This is a genomic window from uncultured Polaribacter sp., assembly GCF_947497125.1.
Classification (GTDB): Bacteria; Bacteroidota; Bacteroidia; order Flavobacteriales; family Flavobacteriaceae; genus Polaribacter.
The window spans coordinates 116088-133529 of the sequence record NZ_CANMFI010000005.1; the positions used below are offsets into that span (position 1 = coordinate 116088).

Here is a 17442-nt window from a genome sequence, read left to right on the forward strand (position 1 = left end):
AAAATTATGCAAAAAATAGAACAATTTTTAGACTCAAAAGATATTCGAGTTACGGCAATGCGATTATTGATTTATAAGTTTCTTGCCGAAAAACAAGTTGCTGTTACATTAAGCGATATTGAAAATGCTTTCGAAAAAGCAGATAGAACAACTTTGTACAGAACGATAAAGACGTTTGAAGAAAAAGCAATTGTACATAAAGTAGATGATGGAACAGGAATTACGAAATATGCACTTTGCGAACAAGGATGCAATTGCGAGATTGAAACGGATTTACACTTGCATTTCCATTGCAATAATTGTAATGAAACTGTTTGTTTGACAGAGCATAAAATTCCTCAAATAAAAGTTCCTGACGGTTTTGTTTCAGAAAATGTAAACTTGGTTGTAAAAGGTATTTGCGATAAATGTAGTGGTCAATAAATGCACTTCCATTGCATTGGTTTTTATAGCATTTTTACATAAAATTAGAAATTATGTTGCTATTCGCTTTTCTCATATTATATTTTTTGTTGGTTTTTGTTTTAAGGTCTTTATTGCTTTGGAAAAAGACAGGAATAAATCCGTTAACGTTTAAAAAAACAGATAACGCTCACGATTATAATGGTAAGGTTTTCACTTTTATCACAGTTTTTGAGCTTATTGTAATTGGATTCTATGCTTTCAAAAATGAATGGTATGAATATTTACTTCCATTTTGGTATTTAGAAAATCTCATTTTACAAAAAATTGGTTGGATATTTTTGTTTGTATCGTTAATTTTAGTTTGGATTTCTCAAAGCCAAATGGCAAATTCTTGGAGAATAGGAATTGACGAAAAGAACAAAACTAAATTGGTAACAAAAGGTGTTTTTTCAATTTCAAGAAACCCAATATTTCTCGGAATTATGATTGCCAATATTGGATTATTCCTTGTCATTCCAAATGCGTTTACTTTACTAATAGTCTCATTATCTACTTTAAGCGTGAATACACAAATTAGATTAGAAGAAGAGTTTTTAAAGCGTGAATTCGGAAATGAATATATAGAATACTCTGAAAAAGTAAGACGCTGGATTTAGTTATAGAATTAAAATAGTTAATCGGAATTGCCAACGCACAAAGCCATACACATTTCCAGTCGCATCATCCACGCTTCGCCCAAACTGTAAAAGAGTATGTCTTGCCAACGCTCACATCTGAACTAAATAACAAACATCGGAAAACCAAGCTGAACGTGAAAAGCACTATGCACAACAATGTATATAAAACATAGCTAATATAGGCTTTCCGAGAGGTTTTTGTATATTTACTAAGTCCGCCAAATTTTTATTTTTGTATATTTAGAAATTAAAAGATAAATAGAAAAAATAAAAAATCGGCTCGTGTTTAATCCGAAACGATAGTGTCTTTTTACACGCTACGTTTCATATACGGAGACGTTGGCAGTAATTAAAAACCGAAAATCACGTTAGAAAATTAAGCTTTAAATAATAAAAATTGAAAATTATGAAAACCATTAAAAAAGTATCTCTAATTATTTGTATATCTCTTTTATTAGCTTCTTTTACAGAAGAGAAAGGTAATTCTTTTATTTTCCCAATTAACGAGAAATTTAATCCCAAAATTACCTCTGAATTTGGAATTAAAAAACATCCAATATTAAAAGTTGAGAAAATGCATAAAGGAATTGATATTATCGCAGATGAAAATGCGAACATTCAATCTGTGGGAAAAGGAAAAGTTATTGAAATATCTGAAAATGATAGCAAATATGGAAAATATGTGATTATTGAACATAAAAATAAACTTAAAACGTTTTACGCACATTTGAATTCAATTAGTGTTGAAAAAAATCAAACAGTAAATTCTGGAGAAAAAATTGGAATTATAGGAAAAAGTGGACGTACAATATCTGAACAGTTACATTTTGAAGTTTTGAAAAATGGAAAAAGCTTAAATCCATTAGAATTTATAGTTGTGAAAAAATAACTACTGCCAACAACATATATAATTTATTGCTGGCTTTTTGCTTACTTACGAAAATCCTCGCGGATTTTCTTTGTCTGTAATTATTTACTAAATTAGTGCTAAATTCACGCAACAAATCATATATAAACACGTTGGCATTCATTGATAAGCAAGATTCGGAAAAAAAATAGAATATAAATTTTAGAATTAAAATATGATAACTAAAAAAAAAATATTGCGAATAACTCTTTTGACAATGTTATTATTTTTCTTTTTGCTATTAAAAGGTTATCTAGTTGAGATTCCTTTTGGAACACATCAAGGAGGAATTATCACTATGAAATATGGAGGAATAATACTTTTTATGGGAATTATTTCAGGAATATTAATTAAGAAATATTATCCAGAAACTTCGGAATAATTTAGAATTCAAAATTCCAGAAATTGCGAAAATCTTACTCAAACGGAATTGAAAAATATTGCGGAATAAAACGTTGACTAAAAAAACTTTATAAAAATGAAAAAATACTTAATATTATTAACCTTTATTATATTCTATGGATGCACAGATAAAGATGAAATTTGTACATGTGAGTATGAAACACATGATGCGCACGGAAATACGTTTTTTCAACAAGTAGATTATCCTTGTGAAGTTTCTCCTTCTCCATGTGAATAAACTTCTAGTTGAATTTTAAAAAGATTAATGGCCGAAAAACAACGAAATGCCAACACCGTATATAATTTATTGCTAGTTCTAGCTTACTTACGAAAGTCCTCGCGGACTTTCTTTCCGGTTTTTATTTGCTAAATTAGGTGCTTAAAACACGCAACAAACCATATACAAGACCGTTGGCATTCATTGACGAACGAACTCAAAATAACATTATGAAAAATATAAAAGAACTAAATAAACTGACTAAAAAAGACCATTTAAAAATTCTGATTTTCGTTGTGACGGTCTTAATCGCTCGAACTATTTTTTCAGATTGGGAACATTTTAAAGCAGGATTATTTGGATTTTAAAATGACACCTTCGACTTTTAGTTCGCTTGCGGAATCAGAAACTGAATTGAAAGAAAAACGGGACTAAATGCGGAATTTAGCCAGTTGCGGAATTGCTCACTCAATCGGAATTGAAAAAGTTTACGGAATAAATCGCTGACCGAATTTACTCAAACGCAGGAAAATCTGAAAACGGAATTAAGCCTAATAATTAAAAGTCTGAATAAAACAACGAAATGCCAACACCGTGTATAAAAAATTGCTAAATTTAGCTTAATCAAAAGTTAGTGCTTTTTTATGTACTACTGATTTTCCGTTGGAAAATCCTCGCACATAAAATAGCAACTTTCTATACACAAACACGTTGCAAAACATTGTCGAGCAAGTTTTCGGAAACAACTCAAGTTCGTAAAATAAGGAGGAAAATGTTGAGTTTTTATGGTTTAAAAACTGAATTTCTGAAACACTCTCTCGCTAATCATAAATTTTATCATAATGTGGAATTGAGAAATTTTGTGGAATTAAGCAGCTTTCGAAATTGAGCAAGTTTGCGGAATTTTTACTCGAATGTAATGATCTGAATTTATGTTCCATTATTACGGAATTGAGCTACTTTCGGAATTAACAATCGCTCGGGAAATTAGCTGTATGGAAAATAAAAAAACAACGATTTTGCAACAACGTGTATAAAAAATTGCTAAATTTAGCTTAATTAAAAGTTAGTGCTTACTTGCAAACAACAATTTTCCTGCGGAAAATGGCCGTTTGCTTTAATCGCAACTTTCTATAACACAATCACGTTGTGCGTCATTAAACACTGAACCTATGAAAAACATTTTGAATATTTTATTTTGTGTATTAAGTTTAATTGGATATTCACAGGAAAATGAAAGTTTATTTTTAAAAAATGGAATTTATAAAACATTTTTTGACTTCAAATCAAAAATTGCAAATTCTGAAATTGAATTCTCTAAAAGTCAGTTAAAAAACAATCTATCTCCTGCATTTCAACTTAGATATAAAAATGGAAAAAGAGTAAAGAATATTTTTTGTGTTTCGAATGGAAAGGAATTATTTGTACGTGGAAAAGGAATAAAAAAGAACTTTAAGGAAAAAAAGCGTGGAAAAATAGTTATTGACCCCAATGATTATCTTTTAGCATATTTACAAAATAATAAATTCTTATATTTTGAGCACTTTTTCATGAGTACAGGAAGTGCATTTCTTCCTATAGGAAAAATGTATATGAGAGGAATAATATATGATTCTACAATCGAGAAATTTATCATTTTCAAATATGGAACTGATGTCAAAGAATTCTTGAATAGAAACAAAATCTCTCTATTAAAAAAATATAATCTGACAAAAGAAAAAATCGCCCTTGAAATAGTTAGAGAAATAATGTTAGAAATTTTTAATAAAGAAGGAAAATAAAACAATAACGAACGCACAACACCGTGTAAAATTAATTGCTAGTTCAAGCCTGCTTACGAAAATCCTCGCGGACTTTCTATCTGTGTTTTATTTACTAACTTTAGTGCTTAAAACACGCAACTAATCTTACACAAACACGTTAGCTGTAATATGCCCCAAACATTATGAATAAAGGAACAATTCAAACACTTTCTAATATTTTTCCTTCGTTTTTTGCGAAAAAATTCTATAATAGACTATTACATCCTCAAGTAAAAAAAATACGAACTAACGAACTTGAAACTTTAGAAAAAGCGGAAAAGGAAGTTTTATCAATCCAAAATAATAATATTCAATTATATAAATGGGGAAATGGAGAAAATAAAATTCTTCTTGTTCACGGATGGGAAGGTCAAGCTGGAAATTTTTCTGACATTATTGAAAAATTATTAGTTGAGAATTTTACCATTTATTCTTTTGACGGACCTGGACACGGAAATAGTTCTGGCGGAAAAAATATAATGTTTGAATATCTTGATACGGTTGACAAAGTAATTACAAAGTTAGACATCAAAAATATTGTAAGTCATTCATTTGGAAGTGTTGTAACTACATTTGCATTATCTCAAATACCAAATCATAAAATAGAGAAATATGTTCTTTTAACAACACCTCATACTTTTAGGAATTATGTATTAAATATTTCAGGGAAAATAGGAATTAGCAACAGAGCTATTAATATTTTTTTGAAAAAAATTGAAAAAGAAAGGAACGAAAAAATAGATGAACTTGATGTATGTAAATATGTGCAAAAAGCAAACGTAGAAAAAGCAATAATAATTCACGATATAAATGACCGAATAATACCAATTTCAGAAGCTAAAGAAGTTGCAAAAAAATGGAAAAAGGCTGAATTGGTTGAAATCACGAATACTGGACATTTTAAAATGTTAAGAACACCAGAAATTGCAGAAAAAATAATAGAATTTATAGGAAATAAAAATACTACAGCTAACACCGTGTAAAAAAAATTGCTGGTAAAAGCCTACTTACGAAAATCCTCTCGGATTTTCTTGGTTTGTGTTTTATTTACTAACTTTAGTGCTTAAACCACGCAACTTTCCTTACACAAACACGTTGTAAACAATTAAAATTGAATAATTATGAAAATAAATTTAAGTCTATTAGCAATTATAATGATTGTCTTTTCTTGTTCTACAAATGAAAATGGCTCGAACATAGAAGTTTTACCTGTACCTCCATCGAACTTATCAGGCGAACTTTCTGGAGACAATCAGGTTACACTTTTTTGGACTGACAATTCAACTAATGAAAATGGTTTTAAAATTGACCGTAAAGAAAATAATAATGACTATTCACTAATTGGAACTGTAAACACTGATATTACGAGTTTTATTGATAATGAACTTAATATCAGCACTTCCTATACCTATAGAATATATTCTTTTAACGATGTTGGAAGTTCATTGACCTATTCTAATCAGATCACTATTAATACTGACGAACCAATAGCATTACCTGTTGTTACAACCAATGAAGTAACAGAAATATCATACACTAATGCTTTATGTGGTGGTAATATTACTTCTGATGGAGGAGCTGTTATAACAGAAAGAGGTGTGGTTTGGAGTACTTCTACGAACCCAACGATTAATTTGGATACAAAAACTATTGACGGAAATGGAGATGGAGAGTTTACTAGTAATTTAACAGACTTAATCGATGGAACTATTTACTATATCAGAGCTTATGCTAGCAATAGTGAAGGGACTTCCTATGGTAATGAATTAACTTTTACAACTGTTGCTGTCACAATACCAGAATTAGCAACTAATGATGTCTCAGAAATCACTTCCACTACCGTAGTTTCTGGTGGTAATATTACTTCTGATGGAGGAGCTGCTATAACAGAAAGAGGTGTGGTTTGGAGTACTTCTACGAACCCAACGATTAATTTGGATACAAAAACTATTGACGGAAATGGAGATGGAGAGTTTACTAGTAATGTTTCGGGATTATCTTTTAATGTTGACTATTTCATTAGAGCATATGCAACTAATAGCACAGGTACAGCTTATGGCAATGAAATAGCCTTCACAACCACTTATGGCATAGGAGAAGTAGGACCTGCTGGTGGTTTTATTTTTTATGACAAAGGCTTTTATAGTGATGGATGGCGCTATTTGGAAGCAAACCAAACCGATTATTCTACAGAAGGTGTGGTTTGGTGGAATGGTACTTGGAATTATCAAAATGAAACAGGTATTTCTCCAAATTCTAATCTAGGAGATGGTAAAGCCAATACTCTGCTTATCATTGCAGCCAATAATAATCTAAATAATGCTGCAAAAGTTTGTAACGATTTTATAAATAATGGTTATAGTGATTGGTATTTGCCCTCAATTGGTGAATTAGAGTTAATGTGCCAAAATCTTTACAGTGAAGGGATTGGAAATTTTGCTGATAGTTTTTATTGGAGTTCAACAGATACTAATCAAATTCACAACGCACATTGGATCCAATTTCCACATTCACCTGAACCTAATTGTATTCTTCGAACTGATGTTGGTAGAAATATGGCAAATTTAGTGCGTCCTATAAGACAGTTTTAATTCACTCAATTATGAAAATCTACTTTTTATTTTTAGTCTATAGTTTTGAGTTCTTTCTGATTCAAACTTAATATAAGATAGGTTTAAAGCACAAATGAAACTACATAATAATGGCAGTTATTAGAAAAAATAATTACTAATTTTATAGAGAATACTAAATAGGCTATTTATGATGTTGTGTTTGAAAGAAAAAAATTAAATAAACTGTTTACAACAATGGCTATAAGTAATTGCTACAAATCGCTTACTTTGGACATTCCACAGGAATTTCCAACTTGGTGTGTACTTGCAAAGTTAAGTGCTAAAACACGCAACTACTCATAGCCGAGACCGTTGGCATTCATTAATAAAAATCGCGTAAAACAATCATGAAAAAAACACTACTTTATTTATTTCTGACAATAAATTTCATTGGAATTAGTCAAACTCTTGAGAAAAGTTATAGAACTGAAGGAGAAAGCAATAATCATATAAATTATTCTTTTATTAGTGAAAACAAACTTTATTATGTAACTTTTAATACTTCTAATCGGGGCATTAATATTTTTGATAGGAACCATTCTTACTATAAATCCATAAGCCCTTTGGAGTTACCTCAAAATTTTTTATTTGATAAATTTTATTTTATAACAGATAAATTATTTGACTTAAATCTAGAATTTGAAATTCTTTTGGGGGCTCGAAATAACACAACTGGCGAAAATAAAATGCTTTTATTTAATGAGAAGGGTAATATTATTTTTGATTTTGGAGATAAAAATGAGGCAAATGTATTTAAAGATGTTCAAGATAATTTCAAATTAATGACATCTTTATCACATTCACCCTACAGTGGATATCAAGTTGTTGATTATGACATATATTCTTTAGATGGAACTCTTTCAATAAGTCAAGAAAATTTTTTAGCAAAACAAAAAATTATTGGCTTCCCTAATCCAACGAAACAAAAAATAAATATTACAAATCCATTTAAAAATAATGAAAATGAAAAAATTGAAGTTTATGACATTAATGGAAGAAAAGTACTTGAAAAAGAATTTGTTGGAAATGGAAAAAGTATAGAATTAGATATTTCAAAATTAAGTAAAGGAATTTATAATTATAGAATTCGTGAATTTGGAAATAAATTTATAAAAAAGTAGAAATAACGAAATGCCAACACCATATATAATTTATTGCTAGCTTTTTGCTTACTTACGAAAATCCTCGCGGATTTTCTTTGTTAGTGCTTATTTATTAATTTAGTGCAAAACCCACGCAACAAACCATATATAAACACGTTGCAAGTAATAGCGGAAAACACTCAGACCGAAAAAATTGCGGTTTTAAACTCTTGAATTAACTGTTTCTAAATTTGGAGAAATTCGTGAAAAATGAGACACTCTCTCGCTAATGAAAATTTTATCAAAATGCGGAATTTCCAATATTATGGAATTTAGCTACATTCGGAATTGAGCAAGTTTGCGGAATTATCTCTCAAGCGAAAAACTTTTACTGTATTGCCTAAGTTTTCGGAATTAATCAGGTTTACGGAATTGAAAACTATTAAATTAATATGAAAAACAAAGAATGTAATGGGTGAAAAAACTACTACTTGCAACAACGTGTATAAAAAATTGCTATATTAGTCTTAAACTAAAACTAATTGCTTTTTTACAAACAACAATTTTCCTGCGGAAAATGGCCGTTTGCTTTAAACGCAACTTTCTATAACACAAACACGTTGTGCGTCATGTAAAACCAACCGCGAATGAAAATAGAATCTATACGAATAGAAAACTTTAGAGCATATAAAGAAGAATTTATTGAGTTTGATGACTATACTACATTTGTTGGTCCAAATGGAGTTGGAAAATCAACAGTATTTCATGCTCTAAACCTTTTTTTCAGACAAAATAAAGACAGTCAAACAGATTTATTAAAATTATCCGCAAATGACTTTCATCATTCTGATACAACGAAAGATATAAAAATAACTGTTACTTTTTCTTCTCTATCAGACGAAGCTAAAGAAGAATTAGCAGATTATGTAAGACAAGACAAATTAGTTGTAACTGCAATAGCAAAATATGATACAGTTACAGAAAGAGCTGACGTAAAACAGTTTGGTAATCGTCTAGGAATGGAAGAATTCAGAAAATTCTTTGAAGCCGATAAAAATGGAGCAAAAGCAACCGAATTAAAGGCTATATTCAAATCTTTTAAGGACAAATATCCTGAAATAGCTTCTGCTAGTTCTAAAGCTGATATGACTTCAGCTTTAAATACATTTGAGGCTAATAATCCAGAAAATTGTGTTTTAATCCCTAGCGAAGACCAATTTTATGGAGTTTCAAGAGGTGTAAATAAACTTGAATCACATGTTCAATGGATTTTTGTTCCTGCCATTAAAGATGCGACCGAAGAAAGTGAAGAATCATCAAAGTCTGCTCTTGGACAACTTTTAGCTAGAACAGTAAGGTCAAAAGTTTCTTTTGATGATAAAGTTAGAGATTTAAGAAACAATGTTCGTGCTGAATATCAAAAATTACTTGATGCTGAACAACAAACATTAGATGACATTTCTAGTTCACTTCAAAATCGATTAGCTAATTGGGCTCACCCAAATATAACCGCTTCAATTCAATGGAAACAAGACCCAGAAAAATCTATTAAAATTGAAGAACCATTAGCAGGACTAAAAGTTGGAGAAAGAGGTTTTGAAGGCGAGCTTTCGAGATTCGGACATGGTTTACAACGTTCATATATGTTAGCTTTATTACAAGAGTTAACAAGTTTTGAATCAGAAAATGTTCCGACTTTGATAATGGGTATTGAAGAGCCTGAATTATTTCAGCATCCACCACAGACAAGATACCTTGCAGAAACTCTTTTTGATTTATCTCAAACAAATTCACAAATAATAATTTGCACTCATAATCCATTATTTATACCAGGAGATAGCTTTGATAAAATTAGATTAGTTTGCGAAGTTGGAGAACCAAGTGAAACAAAAGTAAAAAGATTATTCTATCAAGAATTAGCAGACCAATTACATAATGTCGGAGAAAAACTAGTTAGCGAAAATGGTATGGTTGCAAAACTATACCCTTCCTTAAATCCAGTAATTAATGAAATGTTTTTCTGTAAAAAATTAATTTTAGTAGAGGGACATGAAGATATAGCACATATAAATTCATATTTACTACTTACGAATAAGATGATAGAGTTTAGACGACATGGTTGTCATATAGTTCCTGTTGAAGGTAAACACAAACTAATAAAGCCTTTAGCAATGGCAAAACTGCTAGATATTCCAACAATGGTTGTTTATGATAGTGATACAGATAAAACTAGAGAACATGAAATTATTCAACATAAGAAAGAAAATAAAGCGATATTAGAATTAATGAATCTTAATTCCGAAAGTAATTGGCCAGAAAACTCTATAATAAAGGAAAATTTAACTTCATGGAAAACTAATTTAACAGATGAAATCTCTGTTGAATTTGGAGAAAACTTAAGAAAATACGAGGATAAAGCTATTGCTTTTTATGGAAATGCTGGAGGACTTAAAAAAAATCCTTTAGCTATTGCTAAAATGTTGGAATATGCTTGGATTGATGGAATTAAGTCTCAACAATTATTAAACTTGACTGATAGAATAGTTGAATTTATAAATAAGTAGAAAACACGAACGCACAACACCGTATATAATTTATTGCTGGCTTCTCGCCTACTTACGAAAGTCCTCGCGGACTTTCTTGGTCGGTTTTTATTTACTAAATTAGTTGCTTAAACCACGCAACAAACCATATACAAACACGTTGCAAAACATTGTCGAGCAAGTTTGCGGAAACAACCCAAGCTCGAAAAATAAGGAGGAAAATGTTGAGTTTTTATGGTTTAAAAACTGAATTTCTGAAACACTCTCTCGCTAATCATAAATTTTATCATAATGTGGAATTGAGAAAGTTTGTGGAATTAAGCAGCTTTCGGAATTGAGCAAGGTTGAGGAATTTTCACTCAAATGTATGATCTGAATTTATGTTCCATTATTACGGAATTGAGCTACTTTCGGAATTAACAATAGCTCGGGTAATTAGCTGAATGGAAATAAAAAAACAACGATTTTGCAACAACGTGTATAAAAAATTGCTAAATTTAGCTTAATCAAAAGTAGTTGCTTTTTTATGTACTACTGATTTTCCGTTGGAAAATCCTCGCACATAAAATAGCAACTTTCTATACACAAACACGTTAGCAAACAGTTGACCACACCAACAAAATTAGGAAATACATTGAAATTTTTGCTTATTAAAAACTTGAAATAAACATAAATTGAGTAAACGCATTGTGTTGGAATTATTACTCAAACGGAATTAATAACGGAACAAGAAAAAATACTAAACAACGGAATTGTTACACACGAAAATTATAATCGGAATAGGAGTTCTAATTGGACTTTTGCTTTTCAATAAAACTAAACCTGATTTTCTAAAAGTTATTTTAATTGGACTTTCAATATGCTATGGACTTGGCTATTTTGCTGAATTTCCAATTGGAACTGTAGCCTTTATGTCATTCGGAATTTTAGCATTAGTGTTTGCAATTTGGTGCGGAAAGAATAATAAATGGATTGGTTTTATAATTGGTGCATTTACTTTTCTATCATATGTCTGGATGTTTTTGAGTTATCCATATGCGAACGAATTGAAATTAATGATGTTAATACCAATAATTTGTTACGTTTGGACTTTAATAAAATATAGGAATTATGCAAAGAAGATTTCTGTCTTGACAATATTAGTGAGTTATGAAATATCTGAATTTTTAATAATAATCGGAACTTGGATAAAATAAAACCGATTTGCTAACACCGTATATAATTTATTGCTGGTTTCTCGCCTACTTACGAAAGTCCTCGCGGACTTTCTTGGTCGGTAATTATTTACTAAATTAGTTGCTTGAAACACGCAACAAACCATATACAAACACGTTGTAGCCAATTAAAAAAAAACGTAGCGGAAAAATGAACATATTTGAAACCGAAAGATTGAGTGTTAGAAGTTTAGAAAATGTGGATAAAAAATATTTCGCTGAACTTTTTACTGACCCAAAAATTTTGGAACTAATTCCTCAAAAAGCATTTACAAAAGACCAAATAACAGATAGATTTAACAAAAGTCTGAATTTAAAATTGAGTGATTTAAAAGACCAAAAACGTGCTTGCGGAATATATGAAAAAGGGAAATCTGAAATGATTGGACTTGCCTTATTTCTAATTAACGAGGATGGTGAAAAGGAATTAGGATACCGATTTCGAGCGAATTTTTGGGGAAAAGGATACGGAACAGAAACTACGAAAGGAATGTTGAAATATTATTTTCAAGAAATGAACGTGGATAAAGTTATGGCTGATGTGAATATTGCGAATATTGGTTCGGTTAAAATTTTAAATAAATTTATGAAACCTGTGAGCGAATTTTTTAACGAAAGAGATAATTGTACAGATAGAAGATATGAACTTTGGAAAAATAACTGGCTACAACAATGTATATAAAACATAGCTAGCTTGTGCTAAATTCAAAGGTTCGTGCCTGTTTATGAAGTTCGCCAAATCTGCGATTTGGCATTTGAGAACAGAAAAAGAAAAATACCAAATCGCAGATTTGGCTAAGTGATAAACCCGAAATTTATCGTATTTTTATACGCTACGTTTCATATACTAACCGTTGTAGCTAATTTTGACCCGTCCTGAAATAAGGCTACATAATTTTAAACATTATGTATAGAAATGACAAGGTCTAAACTGGCAAAATTTGGAAAGAAATTGAAAACAAACATATAAATATGACTTCGACAAAATCCTTTGGAGTTGAGAGTTTTTAAGAGATGTAATGTCTTATAGGTAATGCGAGTAAAATATTACAAACCTGAATTTAAAAATATTCACAAAAAAGTAATTGAAATTTAAAAACGTGAATAAAAATATTTTCAAGTAGTCTTATTAAACCAAATATGATTTAATAAGTCTAAAAGATAAATATTTGGTCTGTAAATGAAATCTATCCATATAACTTTAACCATAATAATAACATTAAATTTCTCTTATGCTCAAAATAATAAATCTGCACCTGATTTAGTGAATATTAAATATGGGCAACATGAGCGAAATATTCTTGACATTTGGTTTGCAGACAAAAGCAAAATAACCCCTTTAGTAATTTATATTCATGGCGGAGGATTTAAAGTCGGTAGTAAAGAAAGAATAAAGGCAAACGAATTGACAGAACTATTAGAAGCAGGAATTTCGGTAGCATCTATTAATTATCGATTATTATCAAACGCTCCCTTGCCAGCGGCCCATTTAGATGCAAAGCTTGCGCTACAATTTATACGTTCAAAATCTTCTGAATGGAAAATCGACAAGAATAAAATAGGTTTATTTGGCGGATCTGCTGGTTCACAAATTTGTATGTGGTTAGCCTTTAGTAATGATATGGCTGATTCGAATAGTAACAACCCTATTGAGCATGAATCGACAAGAGTTACTTGTGTAGCTCCTATTGGTGGACAAACAACTATGAATTCTGAATTTTGGATACGCCTCGCTAGTAAACACTTGAAAGATGAAAATGGTTCAAATTATACCTCAAAAATTTTTGGAGATATTTCTAGAAGAGATAATATACGTATGGCAATGTATGATTCCAAAACACTTAACGAAGCCAATAAAATTGCTGATGAATTGTCTGCATTATCATTAATATCGGCTGATGACCCTCCTGTTTTTATGAGTTACTTTATGTCTCCTAAAGCAAAGACTCCCAGCAATCCAAAAAAAATTAGAGGTTGGCTTGTACATCATGTAGATTTTGGACTAGCACTTAAAGAGAAAATGGATGAATTAAATATTGAAGCCTACTTAAAATATCCAGGTAATAAAACAAAATACAATTCATTCGTTGAATTTTTTATAGATAAATTATTCGAAAATTAAAATTGTTTAGAATAGAAAAAATATTAGCAACTATTTTTTCGAGGTAAAGAGCCATTTAATTTTAGTGTAAAGTTTCTGTAAAAAAACTACTACAAAAGTAAAAAGCTTCAAAATTTAAATTTTGAAGCTTTTTTTGTTGGCCTACAAGGACTCGAACCTTGAATGTCGGTACCAAAAACCGGTGTGTTACCAATTACACCATAGGCCAATGCTTTAACGCGGGTGCAAATTTAATGTATTCTTTTAATCTTGCAAACATTTTTTAATAATTTTTATCTTTAACAAAGTTTTGTGATGAAAATCATACTTTTAAAAGTAAAACTCAACTATTTTTATTCATATTTATTAGTAAATTCGCCACATATTATTTTAAGACTATGACAGCAAACAATTTTAATAGATGGAACATCATTTTAGGATGGGCTACATTTACCATTGCTTTAATCACCTATTCACTAACGCTAGAACCAACAGTAAGCGCTTGGGATTGTGGCGAATATATTTCTACCTCAGTTAAATTAGAAGTTGGTCACCCACCTGGAGCTCCTTTATTTCAAATGTTAGGTGCCTTTTTTGCAATGTTTACATCAAGTTTAGATCAAATTGCTAAAATGGTAAACTTTATGTCGGCACTCGCAAGTGCATTTACCATATTATTCATGTTTTGGACCATTACCAACCTTGGAGAAAAATTAGCACTAAAAGCTAGTAAAATTTCCGAAGGTAGTTACATTGCCATTCTAGGCAGTAGTATTGTTGGTTCTTTAGCGTATACTTTTTCAGACAGTTTTTGGTTTAGCGCCGTAGAAGGAGAAGTGTATGCAATGTCTTCTTTTTTAATGGCTTTACTATTTTGGTTAGGTTTAAAATGGGAAAGTGAAATAAACACACCCAGAGGCAATAAGTGGTTACTAATAATCAGTTTTGTAGTAGGATTGTCTTTTGGCGTTCACATACTTTCTTTACTTGTAATACCAGCAATTGTTCTATTGTATTTCTTTAAAACCTATAAAAATATCAACTTAAAAACTACTGCAATTGCAACCGTTTTAGCAGTATTCATATTGGCTTTTGTATTCAAATTCTTATTTCCATTTACACTAAAGTTCTTTAGTGCGTCTGAGCTGTTTTTTATAAACACCATTGGCATGCCTTATAATTCTGGTAGTATCATTGCAGCCATCATTTTAGTTGGGTTGTTTTACTTCGGATTAAATTACACGCGTAAAAAAAATAAAATACATACAAATACACTTATATTATCTGTACTTTTTATAATGATTGGTTTTTCTTCTTGGATGATGCTACCAATTAGAGCCAATGCAAACACAACCATTAACGAAAATAATCCTTCTAGTGCACGCGAATTATTGGCATATTATGAGCGAGAACAATATGGTGATGCAAACGTTTTTTACGATACTTATTACTCAAATACATACGATAGAGAACAAGATGCAAATACTCCCTATAAAGATGACAAGCCAAAATACGAGAAGAGAAATGGAAAATATGAAATTGTAAATAACTACAAGAACGTTGTTCCTAACTGGTCTGGTAAACACAAAGGTTTTATTCCTAGAATGGTGAATCCTGCATCAGAAAAAATGTATAAAACGATTGCTGGCATTCCTCAAAATAGTAAAAGAAGACCAACCTTTGCAGAGAACATTACCTTTATGATGAGCTATCAATTTGGCTATATGTATGGGCGTTACTTTATGTGGAATTTTGTAGGAAGACAAAATGATATTCAAGGAAATTTAGATGTATTTAATGGAAATTGGATTAGCGGAATTAATTTTATTGATGAAGCAAGACTAGGTTCTCAAAAAGAATTACCAAGTCAAGTACTAGAAAACAAAGGAAGAAACACTTATTATTTTTTACCCTTAATTTTAGGACTTATCGGATTATTTTATCAAGTAAAATGGGATAAACAAAACTTCTTTACACTTTTTATATTTTTTGCATTTACAGGTTTTGCCATCATTTTTTACACAAATCCCAAACCTTTTGAACCCAGAGAAAGAGATTATGCTATTGTAGGTAGTTTTTACATTTTTGCCATCTGGATTGGCTTTGGAGTACTTGCACTTTACGAGTATTTAAAGAAGTTTGCAAATAAGAAAACCATTGCAATTGCTGTTACAATTGTATCCCTAATTGGCGTTCCTGCTTTAATGGCCTCAGAAAACTGGGATGATCATGACAGATCTAATAGATACACAACCCATTTAAATGCACAAGCCTATTTAGAAAGTTGCGACCAAAATGCCATTATGTTTACAATTGGTGACAATGACACCTTTCCGCTTTGGTACATGCAAGAAGTAGAAGGCATTAGAACAGATATAAAATTAGTAAACACCTCTTTATTTGCTACAGATTGGTACATCGATCAAATGAAAAGAGCAACCTATGATGCTCCTGCTATTCCATCGCAACTAAAACATGACCAATATAAATATGGTACACTAGACGTTGCTTATTCTATGGATCATCCTCGCTTTAAAGACTCTGTAATGACCATCAAAAACTTTATGCGCTGGATTGCTTCTGATAGTGATGCAACTTATGTAGAAACAGAAAATGGTAGCAGAGAAAAGTTTTATCCAACAAATAGAATTAGAATTCCTGTAAACAAAGAACAAGTATTAAAAAACGGAATTGTAGCTCAAAAAGATGCTGATAAAATTGTACCCTACATAGACATTACTATTGATGATAGAGCTCTTTTTAAGAATCGTATTTTAATGTTAGACATTCTTGCTAATAACAACTGGGAAAGACCTATTTACTTTACCGGAGGCGCAAATGCAGATGAAGAATATCTTTGGCTAAAAGACTATCTTCAACTAGACGGATTGTCATACAAATTAGTACCTATTAAAACACCAATGGCCAACAAGAGTTTGTTTGATATGGGACGAATTGATGCCGAAAAAATGTATGCAAATACTTTAAAATGGAACTGGAGAAACATTAACGACGGTAAAATTTATCTAGATGAACAAACCAAAAGAAATGCAATTTCTATGCGAAATTCTTTACTTCGTTTATCTGAAGCGTTTGAAAAAGAAGGAGACTCTGCCAAAGCTCTAGAAATTTTAGACCTTTCTTTAGATAAAATGCCTATTAAAGATTTTGACCATTATAGCCTCTCTTTAGGGTATCCTGAATCTTATTACCGTTTAAAAGATACTAAAAAAGCAAGAAAAACTTTAAGCACATTAAGTAACTTATTTAAAGAAAAATTAATTTGGTTAAGTACATTTTCTACAAACGACACCAATCTTATTTTCGATGAAATTGACACAACGTTATACATGTATAGAAATTTAATTACACAAGCAGAAGAAAATGAAGTTGATAAAGAATACTTAGATGCCTTACAAGAAGAGTTTATAAATATTGTAAAGTTATTTAACCATCTAATGCCCGAGGAATAATAACGGT

At 30.6% G+C, this 17442-nt stretch carries 14 protein-coding genes and 1 tRNA gene; 14 read left to right on the forward strand and 1 reads right to left on the reverse strand.

Annotated features, from left to right (window positions below; genetic code table 11):
• Nucleotides 1–6: 6 nt before the first annotated feature.
• The 13 genes from Q0678_RS09050 (at nucleotide 7) to Q0678_RS09110 (ending at nucleotide 13983) form a co-directional block, all read left to right on the forward strand.
• Entirely contained in the window at nucleotides 7–423 is a 417-nt protein-coding gene (locus Q0678_RS09050; RefSeq protein ID WP_299056900.1) for a Fur family transcriptional regulator, read from the forward strand.
• Between the two features lie 53 nt (nucleotides 424–476).
• Nucleotides 477–1061, forward strand: coding sequence for an isoprenylcysteine carboxylmethyltransferase family protein (locus Q0678_RS09055; protein WP_299056902.1), 585 nt, complete (start codon nucleotides 477–479; stop codon nucleotides 1059–1061).
• 427 nt (nucleotides 1062–1488) lie between these two features.
• A complete protein-coding gene (locus Q0678_RS09060) occupies nucleotides 1489–1971 on the forward strand; it encodes a M23 family metallopeptidase (RefSeq protein WP_299056905.1) in 483 nt (160 codons plus the stop codon).
• Between the two features lie 193 nt (nucleotides 1972–2164).
• Complete coding sequence (locus Q0678_RS09065; RefSeq protein WP_299056907.1) at nucleotides 2165–2371, forward strand: hypothetical protein; 207 nt, start codon at nucleotides 2165–2167, stop codon at nucleotides 2369–2371.
• 467 nt (nucleotides 2372–2838) lie between these two features.
• Complete coding sequence (locus Q0678_RS09070; protein ID WP_299056909.1) at nucleotides 2839–2976, forward strand: hypothetical protein; 138 nt, start codon at nucleotides 2839–2841, stop codon at nucleotides 2974–2976.
• An 804-nt stretch (nucleotides 2977–3780) separates the two neighbouring features.
• Nucleotides 3781–4389 carry a hypothetical protein gene (locus tag Q0678_RS09075; protein WP_299056912.1) on the forward strand — a complete coding sequence of 203 codons (609 nt, stop codon included), beginning with the start codon at nucleotides 3781–3783 and terminating at the stop codon, nucleotides 4387–4389.
• Nucleotides 4390–4553: 164 nt separating this feature from the next.
• The gene (locus Q0678_RS09080; protein WP_299056914.1) at nucleotides 4554–5393 is read left to right on the forward strand and encodes an alpha/beta hydrolase; all 840 of its coding nucleotides are present in this window, start codon (nucleotides 4554–4556) and stop codon (nucleotides 5391–5393) included.
• Nucleotides 5394–5531: 138 nt separating this feature from the next.
• Complete coding sequence (locus Q0678_RS09085; protein WP_299056918.1) at nucleotides 5532–7001, forward strand: fibronectin type III domain-containing protein; 1470 nt, start codon at nucleotides 5532–5534, stop codon at nucleotides 6999–7001.
• A 368-nt stretch (nucleotides 7002–7369) separates the two neighbouring features.
• Complete coding sequence (locus Q0678_RS09090; RefSeq protein ID WP_299056921.1) at nucleotides 7370–8143, forward strand: T9SS type A sorting domain-containing protein; 774 nt, start codon at nucleotides 7370–7372, stop codon at nucleotides 8141–8143.
• Nucleotides 8144–8751: 608 nt separating this feature from the next.
• A complete protein-coding gene (locus Q0678_RS09095; protein WP_299056924.1) occupies nucleotides 8752–10668 on the forward strand; it encodes an AAA family ATPase in 1917 nt (638 codons plus the stop codon).
• Between the two features lie 731 nt (nucleotides 10669–11399).
• On the forward strand, nucleotides 11400–11843 hold the full coding sequence (locus Q0678_RS09100; protein ID WP_299056928.1) for a hypothetical protein: 444 nt from the start codon (nucleotides 11400–11402) through the stop codon (nucleotides 11841–11843).
• 169 nt (nucleotides 11844–12012) lie between these two features.
• Nucleotides 12013–12543, forward strand: coding sequence for a GNAT family N-acetyltransferase (locus tag Q0678_RS09105; RefSeq protein ID WP_299056931.1), 531 nt, complete (start codon nucleotides 12013–12015; stop codon nucleotides 12541–12543).
• A 498-nt stretch (nucleotides 12544–13041) separates the two neighbouring features.
• Nucleotides 13042–13983, forward strand: coding sequence for an alpha/beta hydrolase (locus Q0678_RS09110; RefSeq protein ID WP_299056933.1), 942 nt, complete (start codon nucleotides 13042–13044; stop codon nucleotides 13981–13983).
• A 136-nt stretch (nucleotides 13984–14119) separates the two neighbouring features.
• Here Q0678_RS09110 and Q0678_RS09115 read toward each other — a convergent pair.
• Nucleotides 14120–14191, reverse strand: a tRNA-Gln gene (locus tag Q0678_RS09115).
• Between the two features lie 169 nt (nucleotides 14192–14360).
• Between Q0678_RS09115 and Q0678_RS09120 the strand changes: the two genes are divergently transcribed.
• Nucleotides 14361–17435, forward strand: coding sequence for a DUF2723 domain-containing protein (locus Q0678_RS09120; RefSeq protein WP_299056936.1), 3075 nt, complete (start codon nucleotides 14361–14363; stop codon nucleotides 17433–17435).
• The last annotated feature ends 7 nt before the right edge of the window (nucleotides 17436–17442 follow it).

Excerpts from the sequence above, each read along its gene's own strand:
- Q0678_RS09050 (WP_299056900.1), top strand. The coding sequence starts at position 7 with ATGCAAAAAATAGAACAATTTTTAGACTCAAAAGATATTCGAGTTACG.
- Q0678_RS09055 (WP_299056902.1), top strand. The coding sequence starts at position 477 with ATGTTGCTATTCGCTTTTCTCATATTATATTTTTTGTTGGTTTTTGTT.
- Q0678_RS09060 (WP_299056905.1), top strand. The coding sequence starts at position 1,489 with ATGAAAACCATTAAAAAAGTATCTCTAATTATTTGTATATCTCTTTTA.
- Q0678_RS09065 (WP_299056907.1), top strand. The coding sequence starts at position 2,165 with ATGATAACTAAAAAAAAAATATTGCGAATAACTCTTTTGACAATGTTA.
- Q0678_RS09070 (WP_299056909.1), top strand. The coding sequence starts at position 2,839 with ATGAAAAATATAAAAGAACTAAATAAACTGACTAAAAAAGACCATTTA.
- Q0678_RS09075 (WP_299056912.1), top strand. The coding sequence starts at position 3,781 with ATGAAAAACATTTTGAATATTTTATTTTGTGTATTAAGTTTAATTGGA.
- Q0678_RS09080 (WP_299056914.1), top strand. The coding sequence starts at position 4,554 with ATGAATAAAGGAACAATTCAAACACTTTCTAATATTTTTCCTTCGTTT.
- Q0678_RS09085 (WP_299056918.1), top strand. The coding sequence starts at position 5,532 with ATGAAAATAAATTTAAGTCTATTAGCAATTATAATGATTGTCTTTTCT.
- Q0678_RS09090 (WP_299056921.1), top strand. The coding sequence starts at position 7,370 with ATGAAAAAAACACTACTTTATTTATTTCTGACAATAAATTTCATTGGA.
- Q0678_RS09095 (WP_299056924.1), top strand. The coding sequence starts at position 8,752 with ATGAAAATAGAATCTATACGAATAGAAAACTTTAGAGCATATAAAGAA.
- Q0678_RS09105 (WP_299056931.1), top strand. The coding sequence starts at position 12,013 with ATGAACATATTTGAAACCGAAAGATTGAGTGTTAGAAGTTTAGAAAAT.
- Q0678_RS09110 (WP_299056933.1), top strand. The coding sequence starts at position 13,042 with ATGAAATCTATCCATATAACTTTAACCATAATAATAACATTAAATTTC.
- Q0678_RS09120 (WP_299056936.1), top strand. The coding sequence starts at position 14,361 with ATGACAGCAAACAATTTTAATAGATGGAACATCATTTTAGGATGGGCT.